This is a genomic window from Arthrobacter sp. Y3222053, from assembly GCF_059092805.1.
The window spans coordinates 199483-219086 of record NZ_JBNHIA010000002.1; the positions used below are offsets into that span (position 1 = coordinate 199483).

Consider the following 19604-nt stretch of genomic DNA (forward strand, 5'->3'; position numbering starts at 1 on the left):
GCCCCGGACCGTGCCACGCGCGCCGAGACACCGGGAGCGGACGGTTGAACCACCCGGGCAGCGCCGCAGTCTTCGGGTCATCTTGGTCGGGCTGCTGCTCTCGGTGCTGCTCGCCGCCCTGGACCAGACCATCGTGGCCACCGCCCTGCCCACCATTGTCGGGGACCTGAACGGCTTGGAGCATCTGTCCTGGGTCGTCACCGCCTACATCCTGGCCGCCACCATCGGCCTGCCGATCTACGGCAAGCTGGGAGACCTGTACGGGCGGCGCAACATCTTCGTCTTCGCGATCGGGGTCTTCCTGCTCGGGTCCATGCTGTCCGGGCTGGCGCAGGACATGGGCCAGCTGATTGCCTTCCGCGCGCTGCAGGGCATCGGCGGCGGCGGGCTGATGATCGGTGCGCAGGCCATTCTGGGCGATCTGGTCTCGCCCCGGGACCGGGGACGCTACATGGGCCTGATCGGGGCCGCCTTCGGCCTGGCCTCCGTGGCCGGGCCCCTTCTGGGCGGCTGGATCACCGATGCCTGGTCCTGGCGGTGGGTCTTCTACATCAACCTGCCCATCGGCGCCGTCGCGCTCGCCGTCGTCATTTCCTCCCTCCACCTGCCCAGGCCGGGCGGTCCGCGCCCGCAGCTGGACTACCGGGGAGCGGCGCTGCTCGCCGTCGCCAGCGCCGCGCTGGTGATGCTCACCAGCTGGGGCGGGACCACCTACCCATGGGGCAGCTGGCAGATCCTGGGCCTGGCCGCCGTCGCGCTGGCTGCGACCGCCGTGTTCATTCCGGTGGAGCTGCGGGCCGCGGAGCCGGTGGTGCCGCTGAGCCTGTTCCGGATGCGAAACTTCATGCTCCCGGTGGCAGCCGGCATTGCGGTAGGCGTGGCGATGTTCTCCACCATCTCCTACCTGCCGACCTTCCTGCAGATGGTCAACGGGGCCACCGCCACAGGATCGGGGCTGATGATGCTGCCCATGATGGGCGGAGTGCTGGTCTCCTCCATCGGAACCGGGCAGCTGATCTCGCGCACCGGACGGTACAAGGCCTATCCGATCGCCGGCTGCGCGGTGGTGATCATCGGTCTGGTGATGCTCTCGCGGATCTCCGCCGACTCGCCGTACGCCTTCACCGCCGCAGGGATGGCCGTGCTGGGCCTGGGCATCGGGGCGCTGATGCAGAACCTGGTGCTGATCGTGCAGAACAGCGTGCCGCCCCGGGTGATGGGCACCGCCATCTCCTCCGCCAACTACTTCCGGCAGATCGGCGCCTCGTTCGGCATCGCCCTGTTCGGCTCCATCTTCATCACCCGGCTGGATGACCAGCTCGCCGACGCCCCGCCCCCGCTCGCCGGCACGGTGACCGGCGAATCCATCAATTCCCTGACCCCGCAGCTGCGGGCCGGCCTGCCGGCGCCGGTGCAGGACTTCATCGCCTCGGCCTTTGACCAGGCGCTGCCGCCGATTTTCCTGGTCAGCGTGCCGCTGGTCGCCGCGGCGTTCGTGCTGTGCCTGTTCATCAGGGAGGTGCCGCTGTCGACGACGGCGCGGGCGGAGGCAGCGGAGGAGGGGCGTGCGGGTTAGTTGAAAGCGGCGGTCAGGAGCATGAAGAACACGACCACCAGAGCCCCCAACAGCACCACCCAGGCAAGGGCCGCCCAGTTGTACAGCCGGGCCGCCAGCCTGCGGTTGCCCCGGCTGAAGGCCACGATGAACCCGACCACTCCAACGGCACATGCGGCGATACCGAAGAAGGGCACCAGCTCCAGCGCTCCGCTGCGGACGCTGTCCCTCAGGAAAAGGTCGAGGAGTTCAAACACCACAGGCGCTGACAACACCCAAACGACGGTGGACAGGACGAGTCCGACAATGGCGCCGGGCCCGATCCGGCGCCGATCCGGTGCCGCCTGTTCGGAACCTGCGTGCCCGGAACCTGCAGGGGCGCCGCCGTCGGGCCCGGGGGCCTGCCGATACGGATTGACATAGGAACCGGGATCGGGCGGGATGGGCTGGCTGTTTTCGGGCACGGGCTGTTCCTGTCCTTGAATCCAAGTCCCTGGGCGGACTCCGGGGCGGGTGGGTCGTTTGCACCAGTGTGCCTCATGGGGTCTGCTCTTACCGGCCTGCGGGCGGTTGATGTGAATGCAGGCGCTGGTTCACGGGCCACAGCAGCTGATCCCCGGGAGGGGTGTCCCTTTTGTCCGTACGCGGTCGTACACTGGTATTCGAACATGTGTTCGAAGACAGGGCGCCGTGTTCGGCGTCCAATGGAAGTGTCACGTACGTATCCGAAGCCTGCGGGCCTGCGATGCATAGGACGCTCCCGCGGCGGTGTGCCTGGGAGCGGGGCTGGAAGGAAACCGGCATGGGAGTCTTCAGCGAGGCGATAGAGGTGGTGTGCTCGCCGGCCGGCGTGCCCCTGCGGCTGCTCTGGGGCGGGCGCACCTACCGGCTGGCGGCGGATCCGGTGCGCTGGTACGAGCGCCGGAAATGGTGGGAGGAGGAAACCCGGGCAGAGCGCGGGCACGGCCCCGGGCTGGTGGACCACGAGATCTGGCGGGTGCAGGCCCGCCTGAACGGACGCTCCGCGCTGCGTACCCTGGACATCTCCCATCAGGTGGACACCGGGCGCTGGCGGCTGATCCGGGTCCATGACGCCCTGCGGGAAAGCGCCTAGGCCGAGCCCTCCATGCCCTTTACCCACCTGCACGTGGCCAGCGCCTTCAGTGCCCACTACGGGGTGTCCTGGCCCGAGGAGCTCGCCGCCGCCGCTGCCGCCGACGGAGCCGATGCCCTCGCCGTCACCGACCGGGACGGCCTCTACGGGGCGGTGAAGCACCTGCGTGCCTGCCTGGACACGGGCCTGGACGCCATCATCGGCGTCGACCTGGCGGTGCTCGACGGCGGCGGGACAGTCGGGCGGGTGGTCGTGCTCGCCCATGGGGGAAACCACGGGAGGGGTTACGCGGCCCTCTGCCGGCTGGTGTCCGACGCCCACACCGGCACCTCGCCATCCAAGGGGAGGCAGGGGCCGCCGGTGGGGGTAACCCGTGAGCAGCTGGCCGCCCGCGCCGTCGGCCCGGAGGGGGAGCCGCTGCTCACCGTCCTGGTGGGCCCGTACTCCGATGTCGGGCAGGCCATGCGCAGCCGCAGCTACGCCGTGGCACGCACCCTGTTCGCCCGCTGGCGGCGGGTCCTGCCCCCCGAAGCGCTCGCCGTCGAGGTCGCCACGCATCTGAGCGCACCGGGGGAGAACCTCTGCCTGGCCCATGCGGTGCGCATGTTCCGGCTGGCCGATGAGATGCGCCTGCCCGCCGTGCTGACCAACGCGGTGCGGTATGTCGATGAGGACGGCGCCGCCACTGCCGATGTGCTCGACGCCGCGCGCTCGCTGACCGCCCTGTCCCGCCTGCAGGACCTGCAGCCCAACGGGCAGGGCTGGCTGAAGAACGCCCGCACCATGGCCGCCCTGGCCCGGGAAATCAGCGCCGAGGCCGGTTACGGGGGTGCCGGCGCCGCCCGGCTGCTCGCCGATACCGAAACGGTGGCCGACCGCTGCCGGATGGATCCGGCGGAGGACATGGGCTGGAAACGCCCGGTGGTGCCCGAAGCATCGGTGATCGGCATCAGCGGCGAACCCATGGCGGAGCTGCGGGCCCGCTGCGAGGCCGGCATCACCCGCCGCTTCCCCGCACCGGATTCGGCGGGCGAGGCGGCGATCCGCACCCGGCTGGAGCATGAGCTGGGCATCATCGGACGGCTCGGCTTCGCGTCCTACTTCCTGACCGTTGCCGAGGTGTCGGCCATGATCACCGGCATGGGGGTCCGCGCCGCGGCGCGGGGCAGCGGCGCCTCCTCGCTGGTGAACTACCTGCTGGGCGTCAGCCACGTGAATCCGCTGGCGCACGACCTGATCTTCGAGCGGTTCCTCTCCCGCGACCGCTCCACGCTGCCGGACATCGACATCGACGTCGAAAGCGCCGAACGCCACCACGTGTACGAGCGCATCTTCGAACGCTTCGGCGCCGAACGCGTGACCCTGATGAGCATGCAGAACGGCTACCGTGCCCGCGGGGCGGTGCGCGACGCCGGCCTGGCCCTGGGGCTGGAGGACGAGGAGATCGGAGCGGTCGCCAAGCAGCTGTGGCGTTTCTCGGCGAGCAGGTTCCGTGAGGCGCTCGCCGAGAAGCCCGAGCTGAGGGAGATCTCCGGCCGGGTGGAGAAGAACAAGCAGCTGGACCTGCTCGTGGACCTCACCGAACGCCTGGACCGGCTGCCCCGGCACATCTCCATGCACCCGTGCGGGGTGATCCTGGGCGACACCACCCTGCTGGACCGCACCCCGGTCCAGCCCAGCGGCCTGGGCCTGCCGATGTCCCAGTTCGACAAGCACGACATGGATCCGATGGGCATGCTCAAGCTTGACGTGCTCGGGGTGCGCATGCAGTCCGCCATGGCCTTCGCGGTCCGCGAGATCGTCCGCATCCACGACGGCGCGCAGGACGTCGCCGACGCCGGCGGGCACCGGCCCGACGCCGCCGCCGGGGTTCCGGACTGGATCGGCGCCGACGGGCGGATCGACCTCGATGCCGTGCCGCTGGACGATGAGCCCACCTACGAGCTGATCCGCAGCACCCACACCCTGGGCTGCTTCCAGATCGAATCCCCGGGCCAGCGCGAGCTGATCGGCAAGCTCGCCCCGCGGGAATTCAATGACCTGATCATCGACATCTCCCTGTTCCGGCCCGGCCCGATGAAATCGGACATGGTCCGCCCCTACCTGGAGCACCGCCACGGCTGGTCGCCGGATGAATACCCGCACGAGGCGCTGCGTCCCGTGCTGGCCGAAACCCACGGGGTGACCGTCTTCCACGAACAGGTGCTGCGCACCTTCGACGTCTTCACCGGCTGCGGGCTGGCCAAGGCCGACGAACTGCGGCGGCTGCTCGGCAACGAAGACGCCGAGCCCGGCGTCGAGGCGTACTTCCGCGCCCGGTCCGCCGAACGCGGCTACACGGCCGAGGTGATCGACCGGGTCTGGGAGACCCTGAAGGCCTTCGGCAGCTTCGGCTTCTGCAAGGCGCACGGCGCGGCGTTCGCGGTGCCCACCTACCAGTCCGCCTGGCTGAAGGCACACCACCCCGAGGCGTTCCTGGCCGGAATCTTCGAACACGACCCCGGCATGTACCCGCGCCGGCTGCTGGTGGCCGAGGCCCGGCGGATGGGCATCCCCATCCTGCCGCTGGACATCAACCGCAGCGGCGGTCAGTACCGGGTGGAACGGGTTCCCGCCGAGCCCGGCCGGCCCGGACATCCGGCCCGGCCCGAACGGCTGGGCATCCGGCTCAGCTTCGCCGGCATCTACGGGCTCTCCGCCGCCGAGGTCCGCCGGATCACCGCCGGGCAGCCCTACGATTCCCTCGCCGATCTGCGGGCCCGGGCGAAACTCAGCCGGCCCTCGCTGCAGCGGCTGGCCCAGCTCGGAGCCTTCGACTCGCTTACCCGCGAAACCGGTTCCCGCGGCAGCCGGGCCGACCTGGTGGCACACCTGGCTGCCCAGCCGGCCCGCTCGCCGTCGGCCCGCTACACGCCGATCCCCGGCCAGCTCGCCCTGCCGCTGGGGGACACCGAACTGGAGAACCTGGATCCGGAGCTGCCCGAGCCCAGCCTGCCCGAGAAGGTCCGCACCGAACTGGACCTGCTCGCCGTCGACGTCAGCGCGCACCTGATGGAGAGCTACCGGCCGCTGCTGGAGCAGCTGGGCGTGACCCGCGCCGAGCAGCTGCTGGCGCTGCGCAACGGCACCGAGGTGCTGGTGGCCGGCATCCGCGTGGCCACCCAGACCCCGCCCATGCGCGGCGGCCGGCGGGTGGTGTTCATCAGCGTCGACGACGGCACCGGCTGCATCGACTGCACCTTCTTCCACGAGGCGCAGGAACAGGCCGGCCCGCTGCTCTTCGGCACCGAACTGCTGCTGATCCGCGGACTGACCCGGCGCACCGGAGACCGCGGCATCAGCCTGCAGGCCACCGCCGCCTGGAACCTTGCGGAGATCACCCCGGGCAGTCTCCCCGCGGACCTGGCCGCGGCGCTGCCCGCCGCCGAACCTGCCGGCGCATCCGTCGACGCCGTGCCCCGCCGCTCCGGCAGGCGCGGCAGGTTGGTTGGCCTTGGCGACAGCGGATAACATCGTAGGGGCGCGACCGCGGCTGCATCTGCCGCGGTATCGAAGGGAGCGATCCCACGCGCCGGACAAGCAAATCTAGGAGACAACGTGTCAGTGCCGGAACAGTTCACCCTCATCGTCGACGGCGAAGAGACCACGGTGGATACCGGCACCACCGGCGCCGCCCTGTTCTTCGATCGCCGCGACGTCGTCGTCATGCGCGTTGACGGGGTGCTGAAGGACCTGGACACCCCGCTGGTGCCCGGCTCCACCGTGGAGGCCGTGACCATCGACTCCGAAGACGGCCTCAACGTGCTGCGCCACTCCACCGCGCACGTCATGGCCCAGGCCGTGCAGCAGCTGCGCCCCGACGCCAAGCTGGGCATCGGCCCGTACATCAAGGACGGCTTCTACTTCGACTTCGACGTCGCCGAGCCGTTCACCCCCGAAGACCTGAAGACCCTCGAGAAGATGATGCAGAAGATCATCAACTCGAACCAGAGATTCGTCCGGCGCGTGGTGTCCGAAGACGAAGCCCGCGAAGCCATGGCCAACGAGCCGTACAAGCTCGAGCTGCTGGGCAAGAAGGACGGCGCCGAGGAAGCCGGCGAGGGCGCGAACATCGAGGTCGGCGCCGGCGAGATCACCATTTACGACAACGTCGACCGCAAGTCCGGCGACACGGTCTGGTGCGACCTGTGCCGCGGCCCGCACCTGCCCAACACCAAGCTGATCTCCAACGCCTTCGCGCTGACCCGCTCCGCCGCCGCCTACTGGCTGGGCAACCAGAAGAACCAGCAGCTGCAGCGCATCTACGGCACCGCCTGGCCCACCAAGGACGCCCTGAAGGCCTACCAGGAGCGCCTGGCCGAAGCCGAGCGCCGCGACCACCGCCGGCTGGGCACCGAACTGGACCTGTTCTCCTTCCCCGACGAGCTCGGTTCGGGCCTGCCGGTGTTCCACCCCAAGGGCGGCATCATCCGCAAGGCCATGGAGGACTACTCCCGCCAGCGCCACACCGAGGCCGGCTACGAGTTCGTCTACACCCCGCACATCACCAAGGGCCACCTGTACGAGGTGTCCGGCCACCTGGACTGGTACCGCGACGGCATGTTCCCTCCCATGCACGTGGACGAGGTCACCGATCCCGAGACCGGCGAGGTCACCAAGCCCGGCCAGGACTACTACCTGAAGCCGATGAACTGCCCCATGCACAACCTGATCTTCCGCTCCCGCGGACGGTCCTACCGCGAGCTGCCGCTGCGCCTGTTCGAATTCGGCTCGGTGTACCGCTACGAGAAGTCCGGCGTCATCCACGGCCTGACCCGCGTGCGCGGCATGACCCAGGACGACGCGCACATCTACTGCACCCGCGAGCAGATGAAGGATGAGCTGACCAACACGCTCAACTTCGTGCTGAACCTGCTCAAGGACTACGGCCTGGACGACTTCTACCTGGAGCTCTCCACCAAGGACCCCGAGAAGTACGTCGGCTCCGACGAGGTCTGGGAGGAAGCCACCCGCACCCTCGCCGAAGTCGCCGACGCCTCCGGCCTGGACCTGGTGCCGGATCCCGGGGGAGCGGCCTTCTACGGCCCGAAGATCTCCGTCCAGGCCCGCGACGCGATCGGCCGTACCTGGCAGATGTCCACCATCCAGCTGGACTTCAACCTGCCCGAGCGCTTCGAGCTGGAGTACCAGGCCGCCGACGGCACCCGCCAGCGCCCGGTGATGATCCACCGCGCCCTCTTCGGGTCCGTGGAACGCTTCATGGGCGTGCTCACCGAGCACTACGCCGGCGCGTTCCCCGCCTGGCTGGCACCGGTTCAGGTGGTGGGCATTCCCGTAGCCGAGGCGTTCAACGACTACATGTACGACGTCATCGACCGGCTCAAGGCCGAGGGTATCCGCGCCGAGGTCGACGCCGGCAGCGACCGCTTCCCGAAGAAGATCCGCACGGCGTCCAAGGACAAGATTCCGTTTGTGCTCATTGCCGGTGGCGACGACGCCGAAGCGGGCGCCGTCTCCTTCCGCTTCCGGGACGGCAGCCAGGACAACGGCGTGCCCGTCGACGAGGCCGTGAAGCGGATTGTCGACGCCGTCCGCACCCGGGCCAAGTAGCCGGCGGGGGAGCGCAGCCATGGCGGAACAGGACCAGGAACCGGACAGTCGGCGGGAACCGGGCGGCAGAGCAGCGCCGTACCCGGAGGACCAGGGCCTCACCGACGGCTTCCGGCTGGCCGGCGTGCCCGATTCCTTCCAGCGGCTCTGGACGCCCCATCGCCTGGCCTACGTGAAAGGCGGGCAGGAGCAGGTGACCTCCGAGGACACCTGCCCCTTCTGCGCGGCACCGGCGCGCAGCGACGAGGAGTCCCTGATCGTCCATCGCGGCAGGCGCGCCTTCGTGATCCTGAACCTGTTCCCCTACAACGCCGGACACCTGCTCGTGTGCCCGTACCGGCACGTGCCCGACTACACCGACATCGACGCGGAGGAGACGGCCGAGATCGCGGCCCTGACCCAGACCGCCATGCGGGTACTGCGCAAGGTGGCGAACCCGTCCGGCTTCAACCTGGGCATGAACCAGGGGGTGGCCGGCGGGGCCGGCATCGCCGCCCACCTGCACCAGCACGTCGTGCCGCGCTGGGGCGGGGACGGCAACTTCCTGCCGATCATCGCCCAGACCAAGGCCATCACCCAGACCCTTGCCGATGTGCGGGCCCAGGTGGCCCAGGCCTGGCCGCAGGACTCCGGGAATGAGCCCGGCGAAGGCCCGGCAGCTGCCGGCGTCGCCGCCCCCGAGCCCACGGACGGCGAGGGCTGATCCGGTGCTGAACAAATACGCGCGCGGGTTCTTTACCCGGCTCTTCACCCCGCTGGCGGCGTGGCTGCTGCGGCGCGGTGTGACACCCGACGCCGTCACCATCGTCGGCACCCTCGGTGTGGTCATCGGTGGGCTGGTCTTCTACCCGCTCGGCCAGCTCTTCTGGGGCACCCTGTTCATCACCGCGTTCGTGTTCTCCGACGTCATCGACGGGATCATGGCGCGCAGGCTGGAGCGCAAGGGCCGCTGGGGCGGATTCCTGGACTCCACCCTCGACCGGTTCGCCGACGGCGCCCTGTTCGCCGGCGTCGGCATCTGGTTCTTCACCGGCGGTGAGAATGACGCCGTCGGCGTGGCCGCGGTGATCTGCCTGGTCCTGGGCATGCTGGTCTCCTACATCCGCGCCAAGGCGGAGTCGCTGGGCTTCGACGCCAATGTCGGCATCGCCGAGCGCGCGGAGCGGCTGGTGTCGCTGCTGGTCACCACCGGTCTGGTCGGCCTGGGCCTGCCTCCGGTGGTGCTCCTGGTCGTGCTGGTTCTGCTGTGTGCGGCAAGCTGCGTCACCATCTTCCAGCGGATGCGGACGGTGCGCCGGCAGGCGCAGGAACAGCCGGAGGGAAACCAGGCGTAGCGGATGCCGGACCGCAGCGATCTCCGGCATAGACTTGGCCTTTCCGTCCGCTTGTGAGGAAAGAACCAGGAATGTCAAACGCTGCAGAAACCACCCCCACCGCTGCCCCCGCCGTCGGCGGCAGCCGCGTCAAGCGCGGCATGGCTGAAATGCTGAAGGGCGGCGTCATCATGGACGTCGTCACCGCGGAGCAGGCCCGCATCGCCGAGGATGCCGGCGCCGTCGCCGTCATGGCCCTGGAACGGGTGCCGGCCGATATCCGCGCCCAGGGCGGCGTGTCCCGCATGAGCGATCCCGACATGATCGACTCCATCATCGACGCGGTCTCCATCCCGGTGATGGCCAAGGCCCGGATCGGGCACTTCGTGGAGGCACAGGTGCTGCAGTCCCTCGGCGTGGACTACATTGACGAATCCGAGGTGCTGACGCCGGCGGACTACGTCAACCACATCGACAAGTGGCAGTTCACCGTCCCCTTCGTCTGCGGGGCCACCAACCTGGGTGAGGCGCTGCGGCGCATCAACGAGGGCGCGGCGATGATCCGTTCCAAGGGTGAGGCCGGCACCGGCGACGTCTCCAACGCCACCGGGCACATGCGGGCCATCCGCACGGAAATCGCCCGCCTGTCCGCGCTGCCCGAGGATGAGCTGTACGTGGCCGCGAAGGAGCTGCAGGCCCCGTACGAGCTGGTCCGTGAGGTGGCCGCCACCGGCAAGCTGCCGGTGGTCCTGTTCACCGCGGGCGGCATCGCCACCCCGGCGGACGCCGCGATGATGATGCAGCTCGGCGCCGACGGCGTGTTCGTCGGCTCCGGCATCTTCAAGTCCGGCAACCCCGCCCAGCGGGCCGCCGCCATCGTCAAGGCCACCACCTTCTTCGATGACGCCGACGAGATCGCCAAGGCCTCCCGCGGCCTGGGCGAGGCAATGGTCGGCATCAACGTCGACGAGCTGCCGCAGCCGCATCGCCTCGCCGAGCGCGGCTGGTAAGCACCGCGCGACGCCCGCCGCGGGCGCGGCTGTCACGCAAGAGGTCCCCGGAACCACACTGGTTCCGGGGACCTTTTGCGTGTCCGGATCAGTCCAGGCCGCGGCGCTTGAGCAGCGGCTCGATCCGTGCCTCCCGGCCGCGGAACTCCCGGAAGGCCTCCAGCGGGTCCATGGCGTTGCCGCGGCTGAGCAGCAGCGCGCGGAACCGGTCCCCGTTCTCCCGCAGCAGGCCGCCGTTCTCCGTGAACCACTCCACCGTGTCGGCGTCGAGCACCTCGCTCCAGATGTAGGCGTAGTAGGCCGCCGCGTAGCCGCTGGCGAAGATGTGCTTGAAGTAGCCGGTGCGGTAACGCGGCGGGACCAAAGCCAGGCCCAGCCCCGCCTCCTTGAGCGCGTTCGCCTCGAAGGCCTCGGCGTCGTCGACCCGGGTGCCCGGCTCTAGCGTGTGCCAGGCGAGGTCGAGCAGGGTGGCGCCCAGATACTCGGTGGTGCGGAACCCCTCACCCCACAGCTGCGCGGCCCGCACCTTGTCCACCGCTTCCCGGGGCAGCGGCTCGTCGGTGCGGTAGTGCCGGGCGAAGCCAGCCAGGATCTCCGGATCCAGCATCCACATCTCATTGACCTGCGACGGGTACTCGACGAAGTCGCGGGGGACCGAGGTGCCGGAGAACCGCGGATAGCGGACGTTGGAGAACAGGCCGTGCAGCGCGTGCCCGAACTCGTGGAACAGGGTGTTGACCTCATCGAAGGTCAGCAGGGTCGGTTCGCCGTCGGCGGGCTTGGAGATGTTCAGGTTGTTCGCGACGACCACCGGAGACTCCAGCAGCCCGGACTGCTCCACCACCGGGTTCATCCACGCGCCGCCGTTCTTGGTGCCGCGGGCATAGTAGTCGCCCAGGAACAGGCCCAGCGGCGAGCCGTCCTCATTGCGAACCTCCCACACCCGGACGTCCGGGTGGTAGCAGGGGAGGTCGGTCCGTTCCTCGAAGGTGATGCCGTAGAGGCGGGTCGCGGCGCGGAAGACGCCGTCGTGCAGCACCCGCTCCAGTTCAAACCAGGGCCTCAGCTCCGCCAGGTCGACGTCGTACTTTTCGCGCCGGACCTGCTCCGAGCACCAGGCCCAGTCCCAGGGCTCCAGCTCGAAGCCCTCCCGCCGGGCCACCTGGCGCAGCTGTTCCGCCTCTGCCTCGGCGTTGCGGACCGCGGGCGGCACCAGGCGGTCCAGCATGCTGCGGACGGCGTCCAGGGACGGCGCGGTCTGGCTGTCCAGCACGTACCCGGCGTGCGTGGCAAAGCCGAGCAGCCGGGCACGTTCAGCGCGCAGGGACGCGATTTCAGCGGCGGTGCTCAGCGTCTCGTTGTCGCCGGTGAATCCGCGGCCCGTGCTGGCCTCGAACAGGCGACGACGGGTGTCCCGGTTGGTAAGACGGGCGAGTGCGGGCTGCGGAGTCGGCAGGACCAGAGGCAGCAGGTAGCCCTCCTCATGGCCCGCCTCCCGGGCGGCCGCAGCGGCGGCCGCGATGTCGTCGTCGCCCAGTCCCGCCAGGTCCCCGCGGTCCGCGACGTACAGGGCACGCGCATTGGTGTCGGCGAGCAGGCGCTGGGAAAAGGTGGTGGAGAGTTCGGAGAGCCGGCGGTTGTACCCGCGCATCCGCTCCTGCCCGGCGTCGTCCAGGTCGGCGCCGGCCCGCAGGAACGCCTTGCGGTATTCGGAGAGCAGCCGCAGCGCCTCCGGATCGAGGCCCGCTTCCGAAACGGCCTGGACCCGCTCCCACAGCGCCCCGTCCAGGTAGATCGCGTCCTGGTGCTCGGCCATAAGCGGCATGACCTGCTGTTCAATCCGCTGTACGGCCTCCGTGGCGTGCGCGGCCGAGACGGTGAAGAAGGCGATGGCGGTCCTGTGCAGCACCCGGCCCGAGCGTTCCAGGGCCTCGATGGTGTTTGCGAAGTCCGCCGGCTCCGGATAGGCCGTGATCTCCCGGATTTCCTCCAGCTGCTCCTGGAATCCGGCCTTGAAGGCCGGCAGGTAATCCTCGTTGCGGATCTCCGCGAACGGCGGCAGCTGATACGGAAGGGTGCTCTGCGTCAGGAAGGCATTGGTCATCCAGCCACCCTCGCATATGCGCCCCGCGTCACACCATCGGCCGCGCCGTGTACGATCAGCGCCGGGCGTCCGGCCCGCCCTTTCGGGCAGCGAAAGGTCTCAGATGGGGAGCTGAAAACAGAAGCCGAGGCAGAAACGTCTGGGCAGGGGGAACGGGCCGTGAGAACACAGGGCGAAGCCGCAAGGGCACGAGACGCAGCGGTAAGGGACGGTGGAAAGCACTGCGCCGTAACCGCCCCTGCCCGGCGCAGCTTTGTACGCTTCTCCGGTCCCGCGGACCCTGCGTCCCCTGGGCGCGCCGAGCGGACCGCATACCCTGTGCGTCCCGCCCGTCCCGTGGGTACCGTCCGCCGGCGCCTGGCGGCAGTGCTGGCCGCAGCTGCGCTGGTGCTTGCCGGCTGCAGCGGCGGCGACGGTTCTCCTTCAGACGGCGGCGCTCCGTCGGCGCCAGGCGCTTCGTCCTCGGCCGGCCCGGCCGGCGTCGAACCGGCGCAGTCCGGGTCGCCGTCGTCCACGCCCGCGGTTACCCCTGGGCTGGGTGCGGCCTGCCCTGTTCCGCAGGCCGAGCGGTGCATGACCCTGATGGTGTCCGGGGACCTGCTCGTGCATCCGCAGCTGTGGGACCAGGCCCGCGCCGACGCCGCAGCAGCGGGAAGCCCCGGACTGGACTTCACGCCGCTGCTCGAGGGCCAGCGCAGGTACATCGAGGCCGCGGACGCTGCTGTCTGCCACATGGAAACTCCGGTCGCCGAGGCCGAAGGTCCCTTTGCCGGCTATCCGATGTTCAACGTTCCGCCGCAGATCCTTGCCGCGGCTGCCAACGTGGGCTTCGACGGCTGCACGACGGCGAGCAACCACACCGTTGACGCCGGAACGGCAGGGCTGGAACGGACTCTTGCAACCTTGGACTCATTGGGACTGCAGCACACCGGATCGTACGCCGCTGAAGAACAGGCGGGGCAGCCGATGCTGCTGGAGACCGGCAGCGGTACCGTCGGCATCGTCCAGGCTACGTACGGGTTGAACGGGCTCACCCCGGAACATCCGTGGCAGGTCGACATGCTGGACCCGGCCGACATGATCGAACGGGCCCGTGCCGCCCGCACCCAAGGGGCCGACGTCGTCGTCGCCTCCATCCACGCCGGCGACGAATACGCGTCCACCCCCAACACGCAGCAGATCGACACGGCCCACGCCCTCGCCGACAGCGGCGAATTCGACTTCATCTACGGCCACCACACGCACTCGGTCCTGCCCATCGAGAACTACAACGGGACCTGGATCGTCTACGGCCTCGGCAACTCAATCACCGAGCTCTCGCCCTGGTACGACGTGAACAACGAGGGACTGATTGTGCGGGTGCAGTTCCGGCAGGACGGGGCAGGGGAGTGGAGCGTGGGCGACCTGGCCTGGGCGCCGTCGGTGATCGTGCGGGATCCGTACCGCTGGTGCTCGGTGGCATCGGACCTGCCGCAAGGCGAGTGCGCTCCGGCCGCCCAGCGGGAGGCGGTGCGGGCGCGGACCATTTCGGTGGTCGAATCGATGGGGGCCGCCGACGCCGGGGCCCGGGAATGGCTGGTCACCCGGTATCCGGGGGCATCTGAGCAAAAGTAGGGGTGGCCCGGGGATGATCCGGCGTGAATAGGTCGGTTCTTTTCCCTGTGCCGTGGGAAGTCCTTTTCCTGAGTCGGGGAAAACGGCTACGGGTTTGCTGATATGCGGCGGGCCATTTCACTGCAGGTGGTTGTGCACAGGCGGAAAAACACCCATTGAGAAGGTCTCGACCCAGCCATAGGATCGAACACATGTTCGAAGAAGCTGTGGCTCCGGTGCCGGCGTATCCCGGCAATGCTTCTCCGCCCCGCGATGGGGCGGGGCATCGGGCGCTGTACGAGCCGAGAAGGAGGATCAGCGCCTGGATCGCTGAGCTGTCGGATGCGCGGACCCTGCGTGCCCTCGTCCTGGCGGACGGCGCGGAACTGATAGACCGGCTGCGCGAGCTGGAGGAGCTCAAGGCGGCAGCGTCCGCGCTGCAGGCCCGCGCAGCGGCCGCGCTGGACCGCTCCGTTCGGGCGGCCCATGCGGCTGCCGGGCTGCCGTCCGAACAGCAGGGTCGGGGCGTCGGGGCGCAGATTGCCCTGGCGCGGCGCGAGTCGCCGGCCCGGGGCGGTCGCATTCTCGGCTTCGCCAAGGCCCTGACCAAGGAAATGCCCTGCACCCTGGCTGCATTGTCGCAGGGGAGGATCAGTGAGTGGCGGGCCACCCTGCTGGTGCGTGAGACGGCCTGCCTGACGGTGGAAGACCGCGGCATTGTTGATGAGGAAGTCGCCGGAAACCTGCGCGATCTGGAGGGGCTGGGCGACGGTCGGCTGATTGCCCGCATTCGAAAGATCACCTGCCGCCTCGACCAGCAGGCGCTGATCCGGCGCGCTGCCAAGGCGCAGGCCGACCGTCACGTTTCCTGCAGGCCCGCCCCGGACACCATGACCTACGTGACCGGCCTTCTGCCGGTCGCCCAGGGGGTGGCCGTCTATGCGGCACTGAGCCGAGCCGCCGATTCCCTCCGGGCGAACGGCGACGCGCGGACCAGGGGGCAGATCATGGCCGACACCATGGTGGAGCGCATCACCGGCCTGGCCCGGGCGGACAGGGTTCCGCTCGAAGTCCAGCTCGTGATGACGGACCGGACCCTGCTGGCCGCCGATGACGAACCGGCCCACCTCACCGGATACGGCGTGGTGCCGTCGATGTGGGCCCGGGAAGCAGTGCGGACGGCGGCAGCAGCATCTGCGAAACCAGGGGAGGCGGCAAGCCCACCCCCATCGGCAGGGAAGAGAGCGACAGTACCAGATCGGGCGGTGTGGCCTCCGGCCCCCGCTGAATCTGTCGAATCCTCCGCAGGAGCGGGCGTCAACGTCCCGGACGAATCAGTCCTGTGGCTGCGCCGGCTTTATGCCGAACCGTCGACGGGCGAGCTCGTGGCCATGGAGTCCAGGGCCCGCTTCGTCCCTCCTGCTCTCGCGCGGTTCATCGTTGCCCGGGACCGGACCTGCAGGACGCCGTGGTGCGATGCACCCATCCGGCACCAGGACCACATCCTGCCGCATCGAAGCGGCGGTACCACCCGGGCGGACAACCTGCAGGGGCTGTGCGAGGCCTGCAACCAAGCCAAGGAAGCGCCCGGATGGAAAGCGGCAGCCGGGGCGAAGGAAATGCCCGGACGGAAGGCGACAGCCGGGGCGGCGGACGCATCCGGCGGCAGGCAGGAACCCGGCACCCGACACACGGTCACCATTACGACGCCGACCGGCCACAGCTACCGTTCCACCGCTCCGCCGCTGCCAGGCAGCCCGGGAACCGGGAGCTGACGGACGCTACCGGGGACGCAGGCCGGCGTGCTCGCGGGCGAGCCGCGAGAGCCGTTCCAGATCGGCGAAATCCTCCTCGGAGGGCACCGGATCGAAGCTGCCGTAACGCCGCTCGGCGGCCTTGGCGATCAGGAAGTCCGCGATCGCAGGGTTCTTGGGCAGCAGGGAACCGTGCAGGTAGCTGGCCACCACGTTGTTGTAACGGGCGCCCTCGGTGTCGTCCTTGGTGTTGTTGCCCTCACCCTTGCGCACGCGGGCCAGCGGCTCGACGCCCTCGCCCAGGAAGGTCTGTCCGCTGTGGTTCTCGTAGCCGTGGATCTCGCCGAATTCGGGGCTTTCGGACAACACGTTGCCGATCAGCCGGTCGCTTCCGCCGTGGGTCTCGATGTCCAGCACCCCGATGCCCGGAATGACGGTGCCCTCATGCGTCTTGAAGAAGCGTCCGAACAACTGGTAGAGCCCGCAGATAACCAGCATGGGCACCCCGTCGTCGGCCAGCTGCCGCAGGGTGGGAGCCAACTGCTGGAGGTCCTGCTGGATGACCACCTGCCCGCTGTCCTGGCCGCCGCCGCCGACGACGATATCCACGTCGGACGGAAACACATCGCCCGGGTTGTACTCGGTCACTACGGGGGAGTAGCCGTACCACTTGAGCCGCTGCTTCAGGACCAGCACGTTGCCGAAGTCCCCGTAGATGTTCATGTCCCGGGGATAGAGCTGGACGACGTGGACCCGGCGGCCGTCCCGGTTTTCGCGTTCGCCGCTCATGAGACAACCTCCACGGTGGTGATTCGGGACAGCTCGCGGCGGATCGCAAGCATGGCGGTGTAGGTGCAGAAAATGCGCATCGGGCCGGACGAAGCATCCTTGATGAAACGCTGCAGCGCGTCCGGCAGGTCCGGCTCGATGTGCCGGACCTCGACGTCGTCGTACTTCAGGCGCAGCGCCATGTCATAGGCCCGGACTCCGGAGACCACGTCCACGCCGCCGGCGGCGAGCGAGTCGAACTCCACGTCCCAGAGCCAGGACATGTCCCGGCCGTCGGCATAGTTGTCGTTGATGGCGATCATGGTGGACCAGCCGTGCGCGGCGAAGGACTTCAGGCCCAGCCGGAAGCCGCTGGGGTTCTTGACCAGCACCAGTTCCAGCGGCTGGCCGTTCACGATCAGCGACTCGCCGCGCCCGAAGGCCGGCTCCACCTGGGACAGCGACTCGATCAGGGCCGGCTGATCGGTGTCGGCGCGGGTGATCACGCGGGCCAGGGTCAGCGCCGCGGCGGCGTTGAAAATGTTGTACACCCCGCGCAGCTTGAGCCCGGTGGTCACCAGCTCATCACCGATCCGAAAGTCGGCGTCCGCCTCCGCGACCCGCTCCAGCACGACGTCGGCCTCCCGCCGCGCGTCCAGCGCGCGCTGCGCCGCGCCGGTTCCGTCGCCGCGCATCTCGTCGTCGCTGGGGAAGGTGCTGCGCAGCGATTCGTCCAGCCCGAACCAGCGGACCTCCTGCCCGCCGGTGAGCGTCTCGGCGATGCCGGCCACCCTCGGGTCCTCCCGGTTCAGCACCACGGTTTCAGTGGTCGCCGCGGCGATCTGCTCCAGCAGCCGGGTGGTCCGGTCGATCTCGCCGAACCGGTCCAGCTGGTCCCGCAGCACGTTCAGCAGGAGCGAATACCGCGGGCGGATCAGCTTCACGAAGTGCACCGCGTGGGCCTCGTCCAGCTCCAGGACGGCAATGTCCGCATCGAGCCGCCCGCGCAGGTCCACCTCGCCCAGCAGGGCCGCGGCCACGCCGCGGGTGAAGTTGCTGCCGGTGCGGTTGGTGAAGACCTTCAGCCCCTGCCCTTCCAGCAGCTCGACGACCATCTTGGTGGTGGTGGTCTTGCCGTTGGTACCGGACACCACGGCAACGCCGAGCGGCAGGGTGGAGAGGGTGCGGCGGATAAAGTTCGGATCGATCTTCTCCACCACCAGGCCGGGAAGGGCCGATCCTCCGCCGCGAAGCCGGGAGGCTCCGCGGACTGTCTTGCCCACGAGGACGGAGAAGAAACTCATGGGTTCGAATATATCGCAGGGGCGTCATTCTCCCGCGGCCGTGGGGCCGACGCCCGGGCCCGCGGGTAAGCTGTCCCGGTGACTTCAAGGGTAGGCGTGCTCGCGCTGCAGGGCGGGGTACGCGAACACGTGGCGGCCCTGCAGGCCAGCGGTGTGCAGCCGGTTCCCGTACGGCGTCCCGCGGATCTTGCCGGGCTCGAAGGAATCGTGCTGCCCGGCGGAGAGTCCACCGCCATCGGCAAGCTGCTCGGAATCTTCGGCCTCCTGGAGCCGCTGCGGGAGGCACTCGCGGCGGGACTGCCCGCCTACGGCTCCTGCGCCGGAATGATCCTGCTCGCGGACCGGCTCACCGATCCGGCGACCGACCTGGCCGGTAACCCGCAGCCCACCATCGGCGGTCTGGACATCCTGGTCCGCCGCAATGCGTTCGGCCGGCAGCGGGAGTCCTTTGAAGCGGACCTGCACTTTAAAGGCATCGCCGGCCTGCCCTCATCCGCGGGCCTGGAACAGCCGGACACCCTGCGGGCGGTGTTCATCCGCGCCCCGCTGGTGGAGAAAACCGGCGCCGACGTGCAGGTCCTCGCCGAAGTTCCCGGACCGGTCGCTAGAATTGTGGCAGTGCGTTCGGGACCGCTGCTGGCCACCTCGTTCCACCCGGAGGTGACGGGCGAGCGGCGGGTCCACGAACTTTTTATATCGATGATCAGAGGAGAAGCGTAGAGCATGTCGGGCCACTCCAAATGGGCAACCACCAAGCACAAGAAGGCCGTGATCGATGCGAAGCGCGCCAAGGCGTTCGCCAAGCTGATCAAGAACATCGAAGTCGCCGCCCGCGCCGGCGGCGCCGACATGGCCGGCAATCCGGCCCTGGAACTGGCCGTGCAGAAGGCCAAGAAGACTTCGGTGCCCAACGACAACATCGACCGCGCCATCAAGCGCGGCGCCGGGCTGACCGGCGAAGTCGTTGACTACTCCGAAATCATCTACGAAGCGCGCGGACCGCAGGGCTCCGCCCTCCTGATCGAGTGCCTCACCGACAACAAGAACCGCGCCGCCTCCGAGGTGCGCCTGGCCATCACCCGCAACGGCGGCACCGTGGCGGACCCGGGCTCCGTCTCCTACATGTTCTCCCGCAAGGGTGTGGTGAACCTGCCCAAGAACGGGCTCACCGAAGATGACCTGCTGATGGCTGTGCTCGACGCCGGCGCCGACGAGGTGAAGGAATCCGGAGACAGCTTCGAGATCATCTCCGAGCCGCAGGATCTGCGCGCCGTCGTGGCCGCGCTTGAGGAAGCCGGCATCGAGTACGAGACCGACGAAGCCGAGTTTGTACCCTCCATGCACGTGGAGCTGGATGCCGACGCCGCCCGGAAGTTCCTGAAACTCGCCGACGCCCTCGAGGACCTCGACGACGTCCAGAACGTCTACTCGAACGCCGACATCTCGTCCGAGGTCCTGGCCCAGCTCGAGGACGACTGA

The 19604-nt window shown here is 69.1% G+C and carries 15 protein-coding genes; 11 read left to right on the top strand and 4 right to left on the bottom strand.

From position 1 onward, the window contains the following. The first annotated feature begins 10 nt into the window (after positions 1–10). The gene (locus AC5RUW_RS05220; RefSeq protein WP_494159727.1) at positions 11–1576 is read left to right on the top strand and encodes an MDR family MFS transporter; all 1566 of its coding nucleotides are present in this window, start codon (positions 11–13) and stop codon (positions 1574–1576) included. Here the strand turns inward: AC5RUW_RS05220 and AC5RUW_RS05225 are convergent. Beyond that, entirely contained in the window at positions 1573–2019 is a 447-nt protein-coding gene (locus AC5RUW_RS05225) for a hypothetical protein (RefSeq protein WP_494159728.1), read from the bottom strand. The genes AC5RUW_RS05220 and AC5RUW_RS05225 overlap by 4 nt on opposite strands. A gap of 338 nt (positions 2020–2357) precedes the next feature. On the opposite strand from AC5RUW_RS05225, the gene AC5RUW_RS05230 reads away from it, so the two are divergent. From AC5RUW_RS05230 to pdxS, 6 genes are all read left to right on the top strand, one after another. Continuing rightward, on the top strand, positions 2358–2669 hold the full coding sequence (locus AC5RUW_RS05230) for a DUF6504 family protein (RefSeq protein ID WP_494007151.1): 312 nt from the start codon (positions 2358–2360) through the stop codon (positions 2667–2669). A 12-nt stretch (positions 2670–2681) separates the two neighbouring features. After that, complete coding sequence (locus tag AC5RUW_RS05235; RefSeq protein ID WP_494159729.1) at positions 2682–6179, top strand: DNA polymerase III subunit alpha; 3498 nt, start codon at positions 2682–2684, stop codon at positions 6177–6179. A gap of 87 nt (positions 6180–6266) precedes the next feature. Next, positions 6267–8279 carry a threonine--tRNA ligase gene (thrS, locus tag AC5RUW_RS05240; protein ID WP_494159730.1) on the top strand — a complete coding sequence of 671 codons (2013 nt, stop codon included), beginning with the start codon at positions 6267–6269 and terminating at the stop codon, positions 8277–8279. 19 nt (positions 8280–8298) lie between these two features. Continuing rightward, the gene (locus AC5RUW_RS05245) at positions 8299–8982 is read left to right on the top strand and encodes an HIT family protein (RefSeq protein WP_494159731.1); all 684 of its coding nucleotides are present in this window, start codon (positions 8299–8301) and stop codon (positions 8980–8982) included. A 4-nt stretch (positions 8983–8986) separates the two neighbouring features. Then, positions 8987–9613 (top strand): phosphatidylinositol phosphate synthase, encoded by a 627-nt coding sequence (gene pgsA, locus AC5RUW_RS05250; protein ID WP_494160194.1) that lies wholly within the window; start codon positions 8987–8989, stop codon positions 9611–9613. Positions 9614–9684: 71 nt separating this feature from the next. After that, positions 9685–10602, top strand: a complete 918-nt coding sequence (gene pdxS, locus AC5RUW_RS05255) for a pyridoxal 5'-phosphate synthase lyase subunit PdxS (RefSeq protein ID WP_494159732.1) — start codon at positions 9685–9687, stop codon at positions 10600–10602. An 88-nt stretch (positions 10603–10690) separates the two neighbouring features. On the opposite strand, the gene AC5RUW_RS05260 is transcribed toward pdxS, so the two are convergent. After that, a complete protein-coding gene (locus AC5RUW_RS05260; protein ID WP_494159733.1) occupies positions 10691–12706 on the bottom strand; it encodes a M3 family metallopeptidase in 2016 nt (671 codons plus the stop codon). Between the two features lie 573 nt (positions 12707–13279). On the opposite strand from AC5RUW_RS05260, the gene AC5RUW_RS05265 reads away from it, so the two are divergent. Beyond that, positions 13280–14320, top strand: coding sequence for a CapA family protein (locus tag AC5RUW_RS05265; RefSeq protein ID WP_494159734.1), 1041 nt, complete (start codon positions 13280–13282; stop codon positions 14318–14320). 191 nt (positions 14321–14511) lie between these two features. Next, the gene (locus tag AC5RUW_RS05270; protein ID WP_494159735.1) at positions 14512–16074 is read left to right on the top strand and encodes an HNH endonuclease; all 1563 of its coding nucleotides are present in this window, start codon (positions 14512–14514) and stop codon (positions 16072–16074) included. Between the two features lie 6 nt (positions 16075–16080). Here AC5RUW_RS05270 and AC5RUW_RS05275 read toward each other — a convergent pair whose 3' ends face one another. Continuing rightward, positions 16081–16842, bottom strand: a complete 762-nt coding sequence (locus AC5RUW_RS05275) for a type 1 glutamine amidotransferase (RefSeq protein WP_494159736.1) — start codon at positions 16840–16842, stop codon at positions 16081–16083. Continuing rightward, a complete protein-coding gene (locus tag AC5RUW_RS05280) occupies positions 16839–18125 on the bottom strand; it encodes a MurT ligase domain-containing protein (RefSeq protein WP_494159737.1) in 1287 nt (428 codons plus the stop codon). Before AC5RUW_RS05280 ends, AC5RUW_RS05275 begins: the two co-directional genes overlap by 4 nt. Before the next feature lie 78 nt (positions 18126–18203). Between AC5RUW_RS05280 and pdxT the strand changes: the two genes are divergently transcribed. Next, positions 18204–18845: a pyridoxal 5'-phosphate synthase glutaminase subunit PdxT gene (gene pdxT / locus AC5RUW_RS05285; RefSeq protein ID WP_494159738.1), complete on the top strand. Its 642-nt coding sequence runs from the start codon at positions 18204–18206 to the stop codon at positions 18843–18845. A 3-nt stretch (positions 18846–18848) separates the two neighbouring features. Next, positions 18849–19604, top strand: a complete 756-nt coding sequence (locus AC5RUW_RS05290; protein ID WP_494159739.1) for a YebC/PmpR family DNA-binding transcriptional regulator — start codon at positions 18849–18851, stop codon at positions 19602–19604.